A 17989-nucleotide genomic window follows, 5' to 3' on the forward strand; every position below is an offset into this window, starting at 1 on the left:
GGGTCGTTGGACTTTCCATGCCCGCGATGCGAAAAGAACAGACAGCAGCAGGTGAAGTCATGAACACAACGCAACCTTTGCAATTGCTCGCACCGTTGTCCGGGGTCTTGATGCCCTTGGGCAACGTGCCTGATCCGGTCTTCTCCAACCGTGTAGTGGGGGATGGAATCTGCATCGATCCAACTTCGCAGACCCTTTGCGCACCGCTCTCCGGTGTCGTCGGCACGCTCCAGGACAGCGCCCATGCGGTGAGTGTCACCGGTGACAACGGCGTTCAGGTGTTGATGCACATCGGCTTGGACACGGTGAACCTGGCGGGCAAGGGCTTTACTTCCCGGGTAGAAATAGGTCAACGAGTCGAGGTCGGGCAACCACTGATCGATTTCGATGCCGACTACATCGCCTTGCACGCGCGCAGTCTGTTGACGTTGATGCTGGTGGTCACTGGCGAAGACTTCACCCTGATACCGGCCCAGTCGTCCTGTGTGGAAAGCGGTCAGCCGCTGTTGCAGGTGAGTCAAGGGACACAAAGGCAGGACGCACAGGCGCAACAGGGCTCGGTGCTGTTTTCCAAGGCGCTGATCCTGCCGAATGACAGCGGTCTGCATGCGCGTCCCGCTGCGGTGTTCGCCCAGGCAGCCAAAGGCTTTGATGCGGACATCTGCTTGCACAAGCAGCAGGCCAGCGCCAATGCCAAATCCGTGGTGGCGATCATGGCGTTGCAGACGGGCCAGGGCGACAGTTTGCAGATCAGTGCCGCCGGTCCACAGGCCGAACAGGCGCTCGAGGCACTGACGCAACTATTGTTGGCGGGCTGCGGCGAATCCGTCCGGGCGCAGCCAACGCCAGAAGTGCCCATGTGCGTCGAATCGCCCACGCCTGATCGCTGGCAAGGCGTGTGTGCCTCGCCAGGCTCGGTGTCAGGCGTGGTGGTGCAGATTGCGACCCAGGCGTTGGAAGTGCAGACGTCAGGCGCGGGAATCGAGATCGAGCAGGCCCTCCTGGACCAGGCGTTGAACCAGGCCAACCAGGCATTGAAGGCGTTGCAGAGCGAGAGTGCGGGCAGCGTCCAGGCCCAGATTTTTAGCGCTCATCAGGAGTTGCTGGAAGACCCCACCTTGCTGGAGCAGGCTCGGAATTTGATCGTCGAAGGCAAGAGTGCGGCCTTTGCCTGGAAAACCACGACCGAAACCACCGCCAGGCAGTTCCAGCAATCGGGCAGTGCCCTGCTGGCCGAGCGCGCGATGGACCTGTCCGATGTCGGGCATCGGGTCCTCAAGCTGATTCTCGGCGTACGGGACCACGTCTGGGATCTGCCCGAGCAGGCGATTCTGGTGGCCGCGCAGCTGACGCCATCCCAGACCGCCAACCTGGACACCTCGCGAATCGCCGGTTTCGTCACGGTGGGTGGCGGTGCTACCAGCCATGTGGCGATCCTGGCCCGTGCGCTGGGCCTGCCGTCGTTGTGTGGTGTGCCTGAGCAGGTATTGACCCTCGCCAACGGCACCCCGGTGTTGCTGGACGCCGACAGCGGCGAACTGCACTTGAATCCAGATCCGATGCGGATTGAACAACTCCAGGCCTCCCGTGACCGACAGTTGCGACGGCAGCGGCGTGACCTTGAACAATCGGCCTTGGCGGCCCGTACCCTTGATGGTCATCGAGTCGAAGTGAGTGCCAATGTGGGGTCGTTACAGGACGTGGAGCAGGCCATGACCCTGGGAGGCGAAGGTGTCGGGTTGTTGCGCTCCGAACTGCTTTACCTCGATCGCGCGCACCCACCTGGTCATGACGAGCAAGCGGCCTTGTACAGCGCCGTCGCTCGGGCCCTGGGGGCCGAGCGCAATCTGGTGGTGCGTACCCTGGATGTGGGTGGGGACAAGCCGCTGGCCTATGTGCCAATGGCCCGCGAGGCCAATCCGTTCTTGGGCATGCGCGGTATTCGCCTGTGCCTGGAGCGACCCCAGCTGTTGCGCGAACAGTTCCGGGCAATTCTCGCCTGTTCGGGCCTGACGCGGCTGCACATCATGCTGCCAATGGTCACCCAACTGTCGGAGTTGCGCGTGGCGCGGCAGATGCTGGACGAAGAAGTGCGCAACCTGGGCCTGCCGCAAACGCCGAAGCTGGGCATCATGATCGAAGTTCCGGCGGCGGCCCTGATGGCCGACCTGTTTGCTCCTGAAGTGGATTTCTTCTCCATCGGGACCAACGACCTGACCCAATACACCCTGGCCATGGATCGCGACCACCCGCGCTTGGCCAGCCAGGCCGATGGCCTGCATCCGTCGGTGCTGCGCCTGATTGCCCGGACGGTCGAGGCCGCTCACGCCCATGGCAAATGGGTCGGGGTGTGTGGCGCGCTGGCGTCGGAAACCTTGGCGGTGCCGGTGTTACTGGGCCTTGGCGTGGATGAGCTATCGGTCAGTGTGCCGTTGATTCCGGCCATCAAGGCCTGCGTGCGTGAATGGGATCTGAGCGAATGCCGTACGCTGGCCCAACAGGCCTTGGGCCAGGAAAGCGCCGAGCAAGTGCGCGACCTCTTGCGTATTCATTCACCCACGGCCAGTCCGGCCACCCTGGCCATGGAGCATTGAACATGTTCGACAAACTGCAACAGGCATTCTGGAAAGCCCTGACCCCGGACCTGGTACCGGAAGAGCCCAGGCCAGCGACAGCGGTTGATGAGCTGTCACCGGCCATCGTCGCCGCGCTGGGCGGCGTGGATAACCTCAAATCCCATCAGCCGGTGGCATTGACGCGGCTGCGGGTGGAATTGCGAGATGTGGGACGAATCGACCGGCCGGGGCTGAGTGCGGCCGGGGTCGCCGGGGTAATGACGCTGGGAAACGGCGTGGTGCATCTGATTACCGGCTTGCAAGCCTGAGCCGGAGCCTGCGGTATTCGATCTGTGGCAAGGAAATCAATACCCTCGCCACAGATTGTCCATCAGCAGGATGGCAGCCCTTGGTCATAACCGCTCTTACTGTTTCTCATCTGCGGGTGTATCGTATTCGCCTTTTGCGGACCTGCCGGTTCGCCGCAGATTCAAAGGTGGTTGCGTTCATGTCCTTTACCCGTCGCCAAATACTCGGTGGCCTGGCCGGTCTTGTTGTCGTTGGCGTGGGTGCAGGTGGGGCATCGCGGTATTGGTTGGGCAAGATGGCCGATGCCGAGGCCGGTCACGACTATGAGCTGATCGCGGCACCGCTGGACGTTGAGCTGGTGGCCGGGCACAAGACCCAGGCCTGGGCCTTTGGTCCGTCGGCACCGGGCACCGAATTGCGGGTGCGCCAGGGCGAATGGTTGCGGGTGCGCTTCATTAATCACCTGCCGGTGGCGACCACCATTCACTGGCATGGTATCCGGTTGCCGCTGGAGATGGACGGCGTGCCGTATGTCTCGCAATTGCCGGTGCTGCCGGGTGAGTATTTCGATTACAAGTTCCGCGTGCCGGACGCCGGCAGCTACTGGTATCACCCCCACGTCAACAGCAGCGAAGAACTGGGTCGCGGGCTTGTCGGGCCCTTGATTGTCGAAGAGCGCGAGCCCACCGGCTTCAAATACGAGCAGACCCTGAGCCTGAAGAACTGGCATGTGGATGAGCAAGGCGAGTTTGTCGCCTTCAGCATTCCCCGTGAAGCGGCTCGTGGCGGGACGGCCGGGCGTCTGTCGACCATCAACGGCGTGCCGCTGCCGGTCATTGATCTGCCAGCCGGACAGATCACCCGGGTACGCTTGCTGAACCTGGACAATACCCTGACTTATCGCATCAACATTCCTGGCGTCGAGGCGCAGATCTACGCCCTGGACGGCAACCCTGTCGAGCCGCGCCCGTTGGGCAAGGAATACTGGCTGGGGCCGGGCATGCGTATTTGTCTGGCGATCAAGGCGCCGCCGGCCGGGGAAGAGTTGTCATTGCGCAATGGCCCGGTGCGCCTGGGCACGTTGCGCTCCGTGCCCAACAACGAGGCGCCGGCCCAGTGGCCGCCCGCGCTGCCACCTAACCCGGTGGCCGAGCCCGACCTGGCCAATGCCGAGAAACTCAACTTCAATTTCGAGTGGGTCGGTTCGGTGTCGGTCAACGTCGACAACGGCAAACCGCCCAGCCTTTGGCAGATCAACGGCAAGGCCTGGGACATCACCGACAAGACCTGCGCCGACCGGCCAATCGCCACGCTGAAGAAAGGCCAGAGTTACATTTTTGAATTGAAGAACATGACTCAGTACCAGCATCCGATCCATTTGCACGGCATGAGCTTCAAAGTGATTGCTTCCAACCGGCACAAGGTCATCCCGTATTTCACCGACACCTATCTGCTGGGCAAGAACGAGCGGGCGCAGGTCGCGCTGGTGGCGGATAACCCGGGGGTGTGGATGTTCCATTGCCATGTGATCGACCACATGGAAACCGGCCTGATGGCCGCCATCGAGGTGGCGTGATGCGCCAGATTCGTCCTGCCCGGATCATTGATCGCAGCCGTGACCAGGATTTCATGCGTGAAGCCCTGGCCCTTGCCGCACAAGGCGCGGCCCTGGGGGAAGTGCCGGTGGGCGCGGTGCTGGTGCAGGACGGTGAGATCATCGGCCGCGGCTTCAACTGCCCGATCAGCGGGCACGACCCCAGCGCCCACGCGGAAATGGTCGCCATCCGCGCCGCCGCCCAGGCTGTCAGCAACTATCGTCTGCCGGGCAGTACCCTCTATGTGACGCTGGAGCCCTGCAGCATGTGCGCCGGACTCATCGTCCACTCGCGCATCGCCCGGGTCGTCTACGGCGCCCTGGAGCCCAAGGCCGGCATCGTGCAGAGCCAGGGGCAATTTTTTAGTCAGGGGTTCCTGAATCATCGAGTGATGTTCGAGGGCGGGGTGCTGGCTGAAGAGTGCAGTGCGGTGCTAAGTGAGTTTTTCAAGGCTCGCAGAGCCAAATCCCAAGACTGACACCGTGCCCCCTAATGTGGGAGTCAATCTCTGTGGGAGCAAGGCTTGCCCGCGATGAACGATAACGCGGTCTTGCTATAGACCGCGCTGCCGCCATCGCGGGCAAGCCTTGCTCCCACAGGTTCATTCCCACAGAAGCTCGCACACAGTGGGGGCGATTTATTTACGCGCCACAATCACCGCCCGCATCGGCGCCGGCAGCCCTTCGATGGTCTTGCTGTGGTCCGCCGGATCCAGGAAGTCACTCAGCGACTGATATTTCATCCACTCAGTGCCGCGCTGTTCTTCCACCGTCGTGACGCTCACATCGACGCAACGCACATCGCTGAACCCGGCGCGGCGCAGCCAGCGTTCCAGGGCCGGGACCGAAGGCAGGAACCAGACGTTACGCATCTGCGCGTAGCGATCCTCGGGCACCAGCACCTGATGTTCGTCGCCCTCGATCACCAATGTTTCCAATACCAGTTCTCCGCCCTTGACCAGGCAATCCTTGAGCGCCAGCAAATGCTCGATTGGCGAGCGGCGATGGTAGAACACGCCCATGGAAAACACCGTATCGAAGCCTTCCAGCTCCGGCGGCAGAGCCTCGAATGGGAAAGGCAGGTGCCAGGCGTTGGGCTGCGAGAGGTAGCGCTGCACCGCCTGGAACTGGCAGAAGAACAGCCAGTTGGGGTCGACGCCGATCACCGTATCGGCCCCGGCGCCGAGCATCCGCCACATGTAATAACCGTTGCCACAGCCCACATCGAGAATGCGCTTGCCCGTCAGGTCCAGGTGCGGGGCCACCCGCGACCACTTCCAGTCCGAACGCCATTCGGTGTCAACGTGCACGCCAAACAGGTCGAAAGGCCCTTTGCGCCACGGTGACAGGCCCATCAGCGCGGTGCGCATCTGCGCACGGGTTTCGTCGCTGCAATCGGTGTCGAGGGTCAGGCCGTTCAGCAGGTCGACTCGGCTCGGTTGCAGCACTGGCAAGGCATCGAGGGCGCTCTGCCAGCGCTCCAGGTCGCCATGACCCTTTTCCATTTTGCTGTCCAGTTGCGTTTGCAACGTCGCGGCCCAATCGGCCAGGGGGGTGCCGGCCAGATGGCGGGCCAGGGGAGACAGATCAATCATGGCAGGGCAATCAACGAGGCAAAATTAAGACACTGGAACCACGGCACGACTTTCGAGAACCCGGCCGCCAGCAGGCGTTCGCGGTGTTCTTCGAGGCTGTCGGGCTTCATGACGTTTTCGATGGCGCTGCGTTTCTGGGCGATTTCCAGCTCGCTGTAACCGTTGGCGCGCTTGAACGCCACATGCAGGTCGGTGAGCAGCGCGTGTTCTTGTTCATCGTTAAAGCGCAGCTTTTCCGAGAGGATCAATGCACCGCCGGGCAGCAGGGACTGGCGGATGCGGCTCAACAAGGCGGTACGTTGATCCGGCGCGATGAATTGCAGGGTGAAGTTCAGCGCAACCACCGAGGCCGGCTGGAACGTCAGGGCGAGGATGTCGCCTTCGATCACTTCAACCGGTAGCAACTCCTGGAACATCGAGTCCTGGCCGTTAAGGTACTCGCGGCAACGTTCGACCATCGCCGCCGAGTTATCCACCGCAATCACCCGGCAACCGTCGGTGCGCACATGGCGGCGCAGCGCCTGGGTCACCGCGCCCAGGGACGAACCCAAGTCGTAGAGGACGCTGCCCGGCTGGGCAAACTGCGCGGCGAGCACGCCAAGGTTTTCGACGATGGTCGGGTAACCCGGCACCGAACGCTTGATCATGTCCGGAAACACCCGCACCACGTCCTCGTTAAAGGCGAAGTCAGGCACCTGGGCCAGGGGCTGGGCGAATAGACGATCGGGTTCTTTGCTCACGGCAGTTCCAGCGGCATGGGTGGTGAAAAGGCCGGCATTTTAACCAAAAAACCTCTGGGAGCGAGCCTTTGTGGGAGGCAAGCTTGCTCGCTGGCTCAATGCGGTTTTTGGCTGAACGCTGATGCCGCAATCCCCCACTGGCCCAGCCAGTAGCTGATGATGATCAGGTAAGGCGCGGCATGAAAGGGCGCCACGAAGCGGTTGATGCCAATGACACTGTCGGAAAATACGAACGCCAGGGCCCCGGCAGCGGCCAGCCAGGCCGAACGCTCGGGGACTTCGGTGCCCAATCGTGCCAGCGCACGCCAGAGCATGGCGCTGATGGCCAGGCCATAGACAATCACCGGGACCAGCAAAGGCCCGAGACCGCTCGATATCAGAATCCCCAGCAACGTTGCGCCAAGCCCCAAGGCCAGGGCCAGCGAGAGCAACGCCGGACGGCGACAGTCGCTGAGGTAGGCTTTCAGATAGGCCAGGTGCGCCAGCAGAAACGCGCCAAGGCCGAACACGAACAGATCCCCGGGCCAAGCCAGCAGCACATCGCCCACCAGCGAGAAAATCAATCCCAGGCTGATCCAGCGTCGATATTCGCTGGGTGGCGCATCGTGCAGCCAGCCGAGCAGGGCCAGTACCGGCATCGGCTTGACCAGCAGGCACAGCAGGGTGGCATGCACTGTGAGCCCATACACATAGGTGGCCGCGCCCATCAATGCAAGGATCAGCCAACCCATGGTCAATTCACCGAAATGGCGCAGTCGAAGGTTTCCACCGGCGGTACTTCAGGTGCCCAAGGCTGTTGATAAGTCAGGCGCAAGCGACCGGTTCCTGCCGTAAATGCCTGGAAACGCCAGGTTGATACCCCGGCCGCGCCGACGATGCCGGCGTCTTCCGGATTGCGGTAAACCTCAGGTCCCAAGGCCTTCAGCACGCCGCCGGCCGAGTCCTGGATCGCCCAGCGATAACCGGTGCTGGGGTTGCTGGGCAAATTCAGGATCAGGTTCTGGCCGTTAGTGAGCTGCACCGGGCACTGGCTCAGTTTTTCCACGGTCACGTTGTGTTTCGGTTGCGTGGCACAGGCGCTCAGCAGGGCAAGGCTGAGAGGGACGAGGAGGCGGGTGAGGGACATAAGGGCTCCGGCATTCACGACGAACGGCGAGCATAACCGAAGATGCTACTGGGTGTGTCAGATGGGGATGTGTTGTTGCTCATGGCCCCATCGCGAGCAGGCTCGCTCCCACATGGGGCCGTGTGGATCACAAGTTCTGTGAACAACACAAAATCCACTGTGGGAGCGAGCCTGCTCGCGATGGGGCCTGCACGGACGCTACAGAACTGTCAGAACAACACCTTAGCCACATCGGCAAACCGCTTGGCAAAATGCACCGTGACGCCTTCCTTGAGGTAGTCCGGCAGTTCTTCGAAGTTGCCCCGGTTGGCTTCCGGCAGGATCAGCTCATTGATTTTCTGCCGTCGCGCCGCGATCACTTTCTCGCGCACTCCACCAATCGGCAGCACGTGCCCGGTAAGGGTCAGTTCGCCGGTCATGGCCACGCCTTTTTTCGGCGCCTGGTTGCGAGCCAGGGACAGCAAGGCGCTGGCCATGGTCACCCCAGCACTCGGACCGTCCTTGGGGGTGGCGCCTTCCGGTACGTGCAAGTGAACGAAGGCTTCGTCGAAGAACTTCGGATCGCCGCCAAATTGCTTCAAATGCGAGCTGACGTAGCTGTGGGCGATTTCCGCTGACTCTTTCATCACCTCCCCCAGTTGCCCGGTGAGCTTGAAGCCGCGATTGAGCGTGTGGATGCGCGTCGCTTCGATCGGCAGGGTCGCGCCGCCCATGCTGGTCCAGGCCAGGCCGGTAATCACACCGACGCCGGACAGCACTTGCTCGTTGCGGAACACCGGCTTGCCCAGGGATGCCTCGAGGTCCTTGGGCCCGAGCTTGATCACGGCCTTCGGGTCGTCGATCAGTTTCATCACCGCCTTGCGCACCAGTTTGCCCAGCTGTTTCTCCAGCTGGCGCACCCCGGCTTCACGGGCATAGCCGTCGATCAGGGCCTTGAGGGCGCTGTCGGAGATATTCAGGCTGCCTTTGGACACGCCGGCCTTGGCCAGTTGTTTGGGCCACAAATGGCGCTTGGCGATGGCGATCTTCTCTTCGGTGATATAACCCGACAGGCGAATCACTTCCATCCGGTCCAGCAGCGGCCCGGGGATCGAGTCCAGGGTGTTGGCGGTGCACACGAAGAGTACTTTCGACAGGTCCAGGCGCAGGTCCAGATAGTGATCGAGGAATTCGACGTTCTGCTCCGGGTCCAGGGTCTCCAACAGGGCTGAGGCCGGATCGCCCTGGTAGCTTTGGCCCATCTTGTCGATCTCGTCGAGCATGATCACCGGGTTCATCACTTCGACGTCCTTGAGCGCCTGCACCAGTTTGCCCGGCTGGGCACCGATGTAGGTGCGTCGATGGCCCTTGATTTCGGCTTCATCGCGCATGCCGCCGACGCTGAAGCGGTAGAACGGCCGACCCAGGGTTTCGGCGATGGACTTGCCGACGCTGGTCTTGCCCACCCCCGGCGGTCCCACCAGTAGCACGATGGAACCGCTGATTTCGCCTTTATAGGCACCCACGGCGAGAAACTCGAGGATGCGGTCCTTGATGTCTCCCAATCCGGCATGGTGCTGGTCGAGCACCTTGCGCGCGTGCTTGAGGTCGAGCTTGTCCTGGCCATACACGCCCCACGGCACCGACGTCGCCCAATCGAGGTAATTGCGGGTGACGGCGTATTCCGGCGAGCCGGTTTCCAGGATCGAGAGCTTGTTCATTTCCTCTTCGATGCGCTTTTGCGCCTGGGCCGGCAGGTCCTTGCCCTCCAGTCGTTGCTCGAATTGTTCGAGATCGGCGCTGCGGTCGTCCTTGGTCAGCCCCAGCTCTTGCTGGATAACCTTCAACTGCTCCTTGAGGAAGAATTCGCGCTGATGTTCGCCAATCTTGTTATTGACCTCGGCAGAAATCTCCTTCTGCAACCGCGCGACTTCAACTTCCTTGCGCAGCATCGGCAGCACTTTTTCCATGCGCTTGAGCATGGGGACGCAATCGAGCACTTCCTGCAACTCACTGCCGGTGGCCGAGGTGAGCGCAGCGGCAAAGTCAGTCAGGGGCGACGGGTCGTTGGGGCTGAAGCGGTTGAGATAGTTCTTCAGCTCTTCGCTGTACAGCGGATTGAGTGGAAGCAGTTCCTTGATCGCATTGATCAACGCCATGCCATACGCCTTGACCTCGTCGGTCGGCTCGCTTGGCTGGTGCGGGTATTCGACTTCCACCAGATACGGTGGGCGATGGTGCTTGAGCCAGGTACGGATGCGCACACGGGTCAGGCCCTGGGCGACGAACTGCAGTTTGCCGCCTTCGCGACTGGCGTGGTGCACCTTGACCAGCGTGCCGTACAGCGGCAACGCCGACGTGTCGAAGTGGCGCGGGTCTTCCTGGGGCGTGTCCATGAAAAACAGCGCCAGGGAATGATGTTCGGATTTGGCGACCAATTCCAGGGTTTCAGCCCAGGGTTCCTCATTGACAATGACCGGCAGCACCTGGGCCGGGAAGAACGGGCGATTGTGGATTGGAATGATGTAGACCTTGTCCGGCAGGTTCTGGCCGGGCAGGGCCAGGCCGGTGCCGGAGGAGGTGTGTTCGATGTGTTCGGGGTCGGCGTAATCGTTCGTGGCTTCGGTAGAGTGCTGGTCGCTCATGGGGCACCTGCGCAATGGAGTATGGGTCTTAGATGGGGCAGGTGAGGGGTGGTTTCAATGGTGGACGATTGTTAGCTGTTATTTCATTGGCGGGTTTGACATCCGTAGGAGCTGTCGAGCGAAGCGAGGCTGCGATCTTTTGATCTTTCACTTGGACCTCGAGCGTTTGTGGAAAGATCGCAGCCTCGCTTCGCTCGTCAGCTCCTACGCAGTTTGGGGTTCGCGTCAGTCTTCAGGTCAGGCGACCCTGTTCAAATCGTTATGGCGCGTCTCTTTCAGGCACAGCACGGCGATCACGCTGAGCACCGCCGCTCCTGAGACATAACCGCCGACGTAGCTCAAACCGCCCATGGCCACCAGTTTCTGGGCAAAGAACGGGGCGGCCGAAGCGCCGACGATGCCGCCCAGGTTATAGGCGGCCGAGGCGCCGGTGTAGCGCACATGGGTGGGGAACAGTTCCGGTAGCAAGGCGCCCATGGGGGCGAAAGTCACGCCCATCAGAAACAACTCGATGCACAGGAACAGCGCCACGCCCCCGGTCGTGCCCTGGGTCAGCAAGGGTTCCATGAGGAACCCCGAGGCAATTGCCAGCACACCCCCGATGATCAGAATCGGTTTGCGCCCGTAGCGGTCGCTGGCCCAGGCCGACAGCGGCGTCGCGGCGGCCATGAACAGCACCGCAAAGCACAGCAGGCCGAGGAAGGTTTCGCGGCTGTAACCGAGGGTGGACACGCCGTAGCTCAGGGAAAACACGGTCGAGATGTAGAACAGCGCATAACACACCACCATCGCCGCGGCGCCCAGCAATGTCGGCGCCCAGTACTGGCTGAACAGCTCGATCAGCGGGACTTTCACCCGTTCCTGGCGGGCCATGGCATCGGCGAATACGGGTGTTTCATGAAGCTTGAGTCGTACATAGAGGCCGACGATCACCAGCACCGCACTGAGCAGGAACGGGATCCGCCAGCCCCAGGAACGGAACTGCTCGTCGTCCAGAGTCATAGCCAGGGTCAGGAACAATCCGTTGGCCGCCAGAAAGCCGATCGAGGGCCCCAGTTGGGGAAACATGCCGAACCAGGCGCGTTTGCCCTTGGGCGCGTTCTCGGTGGCGAGCAACGCCGCGCCACCCCATTCACCGCCCAGGCCCAACCCCTGGCCAAAACGCAGCACGCATAGCAGGATCGGCGCCCAGGCGCCAATGCTGGCGTAACCGGGCAGCACCCCGATCAGCGTGGTACACACACCCATCAGCAGCAGGGACGCCACCAGCGTGGACTTGCGCCCGATCCGGTCGCCGAAGTGGCCGAACAGCGCCGAGCCCAACGGGCGAGCGAGGAAGGCGATGCCGAACGTCAGGAAGGACGAGAGCATTTGTGCCGTGCCTGAAGTCTGCGGGAAGAACACCGGCCCAATCACCAGGGCCGCAGCCGTGGCGTAGACGTAGAAGTCATAGAACTCGATGGCTGTGCCGATGAAACTGGCGGTCGCCACGCGAGTGGCGGAGTTCGTCGGCGGGGCAGACACAGCTTCGTTGCAAGTGGTCGTTGTCATGCGGTTATCCCTGACAGTCATGTGCTCCATTGGAGCGAATTATTATGGTCGAACTCCCTCGGGCCGCTGGCGCTGTTTCCGGTAGGAACAGTCCCAGGGTTGATGCAGATTTTGCCGATGGACTGGCCGGAACCGGTTGGGTGCGGGGTAAGCACAAGGTTCGGGCGGCGCTGGATAAGCGGGTTGAGTATAGGAAGGGTGCTAACGAATCGACAATATCTATTGACGCCGAAGCGAGCTTTTGTGGCGAGGGGATTTATCCCCGTTGGACTGCGAAGCAGTCCTAAAAAACGTTGCGCTGAATCTGATGCAACTGAGCTAATTAGTTTGGGGCCGCTGCGCGACCCAGCGGGGATAAATCCCCTCGCCACAACAGTGTTTCACTTGAGCTCGTCGGGAATCAGGAAACTGTGGGCACCGAACTGTTGTGCCACACCAGCACCTGGCTGACGCGGTTGTCGACGGTTTCGATGATTTCCAGGCGGTAGCGGCCGATCTTCAGGCAGACCGGGCTTTCGGGAATGGTCTCCAGTGCTTCGGTCACCAGGCCGTTGAGGGTCTTGGGGCCTTCGCAAGGCAGGTGCCAGCCCAGAGTCCTGTTCAGCTCGCGGATCGACGCGGCGCCATCGATCATGAGGCGTCCATCAGGCTGGGGATGGACGTGGGGGTTGTCGAGGCTGTGCTCGCTTTCGAACTCCCCGACGATTTCTTCAAGGATGTCTTCCAGGGTGACAATGCCCAGCACTTCACCATACTCGTCTACCACCATGCCCAGACGCCGTTGCTGCTTGTGGAAATTCAGCAATTGCAGCTGCAGTGGCGTGCTTTCGGGAACGAAGTAGGGTTCGTGGCAGGCAGCCAGCAACGCTTCCTGGGTCAGGCTCGCGTCCTTGAGCAGGTGGCGGATCTGGCGGGTGTTGAGCACCGCTTCGACCTGGTTGATGTCGCTGTGAAACACCGGCAGGCGAGTGCGGCGGTTCAGGCGCAACTGTTCAATGATGTCGCCGATGGGGTCGTCGAGGTTGATGCCATCGACCTCACTGCGGGGTACGAGAATATCGTTGACGGTAATGTTGTCCAGGGCATGGATGCCGGAAACCGGGTGCGGCCGGCCGCTGTTGTATTCGGGGTCGTGATCGTTGCGCGCGGGGGCAGGCATTTCATCGTCGTTTTGCTGTACCGCACTTGCCTGGCGGGCAAACGGCCGCAGCAGCAACTGACTGATGCCATTCAACAGCCAGGCAAATGGATAAAGAATCTTCAAGGGCACGCCAAGCAAGGCGTTGCCCAACGCCAGTACCGCATCGGGATGGCGGGTGGCCAGGGTGCGCGGCAGGTAATCGGCAAAGACCAGCAAGGCCGCACTGGTACCGAGCCAAGCCACCCAGGGGCCGTATTGCAACCAGGTAAAGATCGCCAGCAGTGTTCCGAGCACCACCGCGAGGGCGCGGCAGAGGGTATTGCACAGAATCAGACTGTCTCGGGGGAAGCTCAGCTTCGCCAGCGGTTTGTCACCGGCGCGCGAAGCCTTGCGTTGGGCCAGTAAATGCTGCTGGGCGGCTTCGATGGCCGTGAACAGGGCGGACCAGAGGATCAGCACGACCAGTACAGCGAACAGCGGGCCCATGGGCAACCTATCCATCAGAGCCGTCCGTCAGACATGCAGAATGTATTCACGAACCAACTTGCTGCCGAAGTACGCCAGCATCAGCAGGCAGAAACCGGCCAGGGTCCAGCGAATGGCTTTATGGCCGCGCCAGCCCAGACGGTTGCGGCCCCACAGCAGTACGCTGAACACTACCCACGCCAGGCACGCCAGCAGAGTTTTGTGCACCAGGTGCTGGGCGAACAGGTTCTCGACGAACAACCAGCCAGAGAGCAGCGACAGCGACAGCAGCGTCCAGCCGGCCCAGAGGAAGCCGAACAGCAGGCTTTCCATGGTTTGCAGCGGTGGGAAGTTGCGGATCAGCCCGGAGGGATGCTTATGCTTGAGCTGGTGATCCTGCACCAGCAGCAGCAGGGCCTGGAACACCGCGATGGTGAACAGGCCGTAGGCGAGGATCGAGAGCAGTATGTGGGCCAGGATGCCCGGTTCTTCATCGATGATCTGCACCGTGCCCGACGGTGCGAATTGCGCCAGCAGCACCGTGGCCAGTCCCAGCGGGAAAAGCAGCACCAGCAGGTTTTCCACCGGGATGCGTGAACAGGCCAGCAGCGTCAGGGCGATCACGGCCACGGCAATGAGGCTGGCGGCGTTGAAGAAGTCCAGGCCCAGGCCAATTGGCGTCATCAGGTGGGTATAAAGGCTGGCCGCGTGGCCGAGCACCGCCAGCACGCCAAGCATGACCAGCAGGCGTTTGTTCGCCTTGGCGCCGGTGGCCAGGCGGGAGCCTTGATAGAAGGTCGCAGCGGCATAAAGACAAGCGGCGGCGAGGGAGGCAAGCAAACTGGGTGACAAGGGGAGCATAAATCCTGTTAGGCAGGCCCGAAAGGCGCTGAGTTTGGCATAGAATCCCCATCGCACGAAAGACCAGCGCAACTGACGGCGAGGTGTGCGCCGGGCGCAGTCTTCGCTATAATCCGCGACCTGCCCACGCCGCAGGCTCGCCGAGCACACTTTTTACGGTCTGGGCCGCCATTATCCCGGTCATATCTGGGCCTGAAAGGATCGCGCATGTTTGAAAACCTAACCGACCGTCTCTCGCAGACGCTGCGCCATGTTACCGGCAAGGCGAAGCTGACCGAGGACAACATCAAAGACACCCTGCGCGAAGTGCGCATGGCGTTGCTCGAAGCCGACGTCGCCCTGCCGGTGGTCAAGGACTTCGTCAATTCGGTCAAGGAGCGCGCCGTCGGCGCCGAGGTGTCGCGCAGTCTGACGCCGGGCCAGGCGTTCGTGAAGATTGTCCAGGCCGAACTCGAAAGCCTGATGGGCGCCGCCAACGAAGACCTGAACCTGAGCGCCGTGCCGCCAGCGGTGGTGCTGATGGCCGGCCTGCAGGGCGCGGGCAAGACCACCACGGCCGGCAAGCTGGCGCGCTTCCTTAAAGAGCGCAAGAAGAAGTCGGTGATGGTGGTGTCCGCGGACATCTATCGCCCGGCGGCGATCAAACAGCTCGAAACCCTGGCCAACGACATCGGCGTGACATTCTTCCCGTCCGACCTGAGCCAGAAGCCGGTGGACATCGCCCAGGCGGCTATTAAAGAAGCAAAACTGAAATTCATCGACGTGGTCATCGTTGATACCGCCGGTCGCCTGCACATCGACGAAGAGATGATGGGCGAGATCAAGGCGCTCCATGCCGCGATCAACCCGGTGGAAACCCTGTTCGTGGTCGATGCCATGACCGGCCAGGACGCGGCCAACACCGCCAAGGCGTTCGGTGATGCGCTGCCGCTGACCGGCGTGATCCTGACCAAGGTCGACGGTGATGCCCGTGGCGGTGCCGCGCTGTCGGTCCGTGCCATCACCGGCAAACCGATCAAGTTCATCGGTATGGGCGAGAAGAGCGAAGCGCTCGAGCCGTTCCACCCCGAGCGTATCGCCTCGCGGATCCTCGGCATGGGCGACGTGCTCAGCCTGATCGAGCAGGCCGAGCAGACCCTCGACAAGGACAAGGCCGACAAACTGGCCAAGAAGCTGAAGAAGGGCAAGGGCTTCGACCTCGAAGACTTCCGCGATCAGTTGCAACAAATGAAGAGCATGGGCGGCCTCGGCGGCCTCATGGACAAACTGCCGAGCATCGGTGGCGTGAACCTGGCGCAAATGGGCAATGCCCAGGGCGCGGCTGAAAAGCAGTTCAAGCAGATGGAAGCCATCATCAACTCCATGACCCCGGCCGAGCGCCGCGACCCTGAGCTGATCAGCGGTTCGCGCAAACGCCGCATCGCCATGGGGTCCGGCACCCAGGTGCAGGACATCGGTCGCTTGATCAAGCAGCACAAGCAGATGCAGAAGATGATGAAGAAATTCTCCGCCAAGGGCGGGATGGCCAAGATGATGCGCGGCATGGGCGGTATGTTGCCCGGCGGCGGCATGCCGAAAATGTAAAGAATCTGCGCCGGCTGTCATGCCGGCGTTGCCCCGCACGGATGCGGGGATCTCCAGCAAACCCGTGCTATGCGGGAGCTGACCTGCCGTTTTTCATGACGGCTCTATGGCAAATCTTGATCGCACGGCGCCAGGCGCCGGAAAAAGACATTTGCAAAAGTCCGGATATTCCTTAGAATATGCGGCCTTTCGGGCACCTATGCCCGCTGTGCATTTAGATTTGCAGCACCGACTACAGGAACGATGTTCACATGCTAACAATCCGTCTTGCCCTTGGCGGCTCCAAAAAGCGCCCGTTTTACCACCTGACCGTAACCGACAGCCGCAACCCGCGTGACGGTTCCCACAAGGAGCAGGTTGGTTTCTTCAACCCTGTTGCCCGTGGTCAGGAAGTTCGTCTGTCCGTGAACCAAGAGCGCGTAGCCTACTGGCTGAGCGTTGGTGCACAACCTTCTGAGCGTGTTGCTCAGTTGTTGAAGGAATCGGCTAAGGCTGCGGCCTGAGCAATATGAACGCGACGCCAAAAGATGCTGATGATTTGATCGTTGTCGGCAAAATCTATTCTGTTCATGGCGTTCGCGGCGAAGTGAAGGTTTATTCCTTTACTGATCCGATCAAAAACCTGTTGGACTACAAAACCTGGACGCTCAAGCGCGAAGGTAGCGTGAAACAGGTTGAGCTGGTCAGCGGACGTGGGAACGACAAGTTCCTGGTCGCAAAGCTCAAGGATCTCGATGATCGTGAAGAAGCACGTCTTCTGGCCGGTTTTGAGATCTGCGTGCCACGCAACCTGTTCCCTGAACTGACCGACGGCGAGTACTACTGGTACCAGCTGGTGGGTCTGAAGGTCATCGACCACCTCGGGCAACTGCTCGGGAAAATCGATCACCTGCTCGAGACCGGTTCGAACGATGTCATGGTGGTCAAGCCTTGCGTCGGCAGCCTGGATGATCGCGAACGCCTGTTGCCCTATACCGAGCAATGCGTGTTGGCCGTTGACCTTGCAGCAGGCGAGATGAAGGTGGAATGGGATGCGGATTTCTAAACGTGGCTAATTTGCGCGTTGAAGTCATCACGTTGTTTCCCGAGATGTTTTCCGCCATCAGCGAATACGGCATAACCAGCCGCGCGGTGAAACAGGAGCTGCTGCAGCTTACCTGTTGGAATCCGCGGGACTACACCACGGATCGGCATCACACTGTGGACGATCGCCCGTTTGGCGGTGGTCCGGGCATGGTGATGAAGATCAAGCCCCTGGAAGACGCTCTGGTTCAGGCCAGAACCGCAGCCGGGGAGGGCGCGAAGGTGATTTACCTGTCGCCCCAAGGCCGCCAGCTGACTCAGTCGGCGGTACGCGAGCTGGCAAAATCGGATGCATTGATCCTGATTGCCGGCCGTTATGAAGGCATCGACGAGCGTTTTATTGAAGCTCATGTCGATGAAGAGTGGTCGATTGGCGACTATGTACTGTCTGGCGGCGAGCTGCCGGCGATGGTCCTGATCGATGCGGTTACACGACTGCTGCCTGGAGCTTTAGGGCATGCAGATTCCGCCGAGGAAGATTCCTTTACGGATGGTCTGCTGGATTGCCCGCACTACACCCGACCGGAGGTGTATGCGGATCAGCGTGTTCCCGACGTGTTGCTAAGTGGCAACCACGCGCACATCCGGCGTTGGCGTTTACAGCAGTCCCTTGGTCGGACCTATGAACGACGCGCCGATCTTCTGGAAAGCCGCTCGCTTTCTGGAGAAGAGAAGAAGCTGCTCGAGGAATATATCCGCGAGCGGGACGATAGTTCACAACGTATCGATGGTAAGTCCGACGACTTGCCTTAGGAGCACAG

At 61.2% G+C, this 17989-nt stretch carries 16 protein-coding genes; 8 read left to right on the forward strand and 8 right to left on the reverse strand.

Going from position 1 to position 17989, the window contains the following annotated elements; translation table 11 throughout:
• The first annotated feature begins 59 nt into the window (after positions 1-59).
• The 4 genes from ptsP (at position 60) to tadA (ending at position 4937) form a co-directional block, all read left to right on the forward strand.
• Positions 60-2594, forward strand: a complete 2535-nt coding sequence (gene ptsP, locus BMY45_RS24685) for a phosphoenolpyruvate--protein phosphotransferase (protein ID WP_092402645.1) — start codon at positions 60-62, stop codon at positions 2592-2594.
• A 2-nt stretch (positions 2595-2596) separates the two neighbouring features.
• On the forward strand, positions 2597-2884 hold the full coding sequence (locus BMY45_RS24690; RefSeq protein WP_092402647.1) for a PTS sugar transporter subunit IIB: 288 nt from the start codon (positions 2597-2599) through the stop codon (positions 2882-2884).
• A 179-nt stretch (positions 2885-3063) separates the two neighbouring features.
• The gene (locus BMY45_RS24695) at positions 3064-4440 is read left to right on the forward strand and encodes a multicopper oxidase family protein (protein WP_092402649.1); all 1377 of its coding nucleotides are present in this window, start codon (positions 3064-3066) and stop codon (positions 4438-4440) included.
• Positions 4440-4937, forward strand: a complete 498-nt coding sequence (gene tadA / locus BMY45_RS24700; RefSeq protein ID WP_092143896.1) for a tRNA adenosine(34) deaminase TadA — start codon at positions 4440-4442, stop codon at positions 4935-4937. Before BMY45_RS24695 ends, tadA begins: the two co-directional genes overlap by 1 nt.
• 159 nt (positions 4938-5096) lie before the next feature.
• Here tadA and cmoB read toward each other — a convergent pair whose 3' ends face one another.
• From cmoB to BMY45_RS24745, 8 genes are all read right to left on the reverse strand, one after another.
• Positions 5097-6053, reverse strand: a complete 957-nt coding sequence (gene cmoB / locus BMY45_RS24705; RefSeq protein WP_092402651.1) for a tRNA 5-methoxyuridine(34)/uridine 5-oxyacetic acid(34) synthase CmoB — start codon at positions 6051-6053, stop codon at positions 5097-5099.
• Positions 6050-6793, reverse strand: coding sequence for a carboxy-S-adenosyl-L-methionine synthase CmoA (cmoA, locus tag BMY45_RS24710; protein WP_092402653.1), 744 nt, complete (start codon positions 6791-6793; stop codon positions 6050-6052). The genes cmoB and cmoA overlap by 4 nt, the downstream gene beginning before the upstream one ends.
• A 95-nt stretch (positions 6794-6888) precedes the next feature.
• A complete protein-coding gene (locus BMY45_RS24715) occupies positions 6889-7524 on the reverse strand; it encodes a lysoplasmalogenase (RefSeq protein WP_092402655.1) in 636 nt (211 codons plus the stop codon).
• A gap of 2 nt (positions 7525-7526) precedes the next feature.
• On the reverse strand, positions 7527-7919 hold the full coding sequence (locus tag BMY45_RS24720; RefSeq protein ID WP_092402658.1) for a protease inhibitor I42 family protein: 393 nt from the start codon (positions 7917-7919) through the stop codon (positions 7527-7529).
• A gap of 209 nt (positions 7920-8128) precedes the next feature.
• On the reverse strand, positions 8129-10543 hold the full coding sequence (lon, locus tag BMY45_RS24725; protein WP_092402660.1) for an endopeptidase La: 2415 nt from the start codon (positions 10541-10543) through the stop codon (positions 8129-8131).
• A 237-nt stretch (positions 10544-10780) separates the two neighbouring features.
• A complete protein-coding gene (locus BMY45_RS24730) occupies positions 10781-12094 on the reverse strand; it encodes an MFS transporter (RefSeq protein WP_092402662.1) in 1314 nt (437 codons plus the stop codon).
• Positions 12095-12494: 400 nt separating this feature from the next.
• Entirely contained in the window at positions 12495-13736 is a 1242-nt protein-coding gene (locus BMY45_RS24740; protein WP_092402666.1) for an HlyC/CorC family transporter, read from the reverse strand.
• 12 nt (positions 13737-13748) lie between these two features.
• Entirely contained in the window at positions 13749-14561 is an 813-nt protein-coding gene (locus BMY45_RS24745) for a cytochrome C assembly family protein (RefSeq protein ID WP_092402668.1), read from the reverse strand.
• 207 nt (positions 14562-14768) lie between these two features.
• On the opposite strand from BMY45_RS24745, the gene ffh reads away from it, so the two are divergent.
• From ffh to trmD, 4 genes are all read left to right on the forward strand, one after another.
• Entirely contained in the window at positions 14769-16145 is a 1377-nt protein-coding gene (gene ffh / locus BMY45_RS24750; protein WP_092402670.1) for a signal recognition particle protein, read from the forward strand.
• A gap of 251 nt (positions 16146-16396) precedes the next feature.
• Positions 16397-16648 carry a 30S ribosomal protein S16 gene (rpsP, locus tag BMY45_RS24755; RefSeq protein ID WP_003198088.1) on the forward strand — a complete coding sequence of 84 codons (252 nt, stop codon included), beginning with the start codon at positions 16397-16399 and terminating at the stop codon, positions 16646-16648.
• Positions 16649-16653: 5 nt separating this feature from the next.
• Positions 16654-17190: a ribosome maturation factor RimM gene (rimM, locus tag BMY45_RS24760; protein ID WP_047227502.1), complete on the forward strand. Its 537-nt coding sequence runs from the start codon at positions 16654-16656 to the stop codon at positions 17188-17190.
• Positions 17172-17981 (forward strand): tRNA (guanosine(37)-N1)-methyltransferase TrmD, encoded by an 810-nt coding sequence (trmD, locus tag BMY45_RS24765; RefSeq protein WP_177193387.1) that lies wholly within the window; start codon positions 17172-17174, stop codon positions 17979-17981. Before rimM ends, trmD begins: the two co-directional genes overlap by 19 nt.
• Positions 17982-17989: the final 8 nt, after the last annotated feature.

It is taken from the genome of Pseudomonas sp. NFACC39-1 (genome assembly GCF_900110355.1).
Lineage (GTDB): Bacteria > Pseudomonadota > Gammaproteobacteria > Pseudomonadales > Pseudomonadaceae > Aquipseudomonas > Aquipseudomonas tehranensis.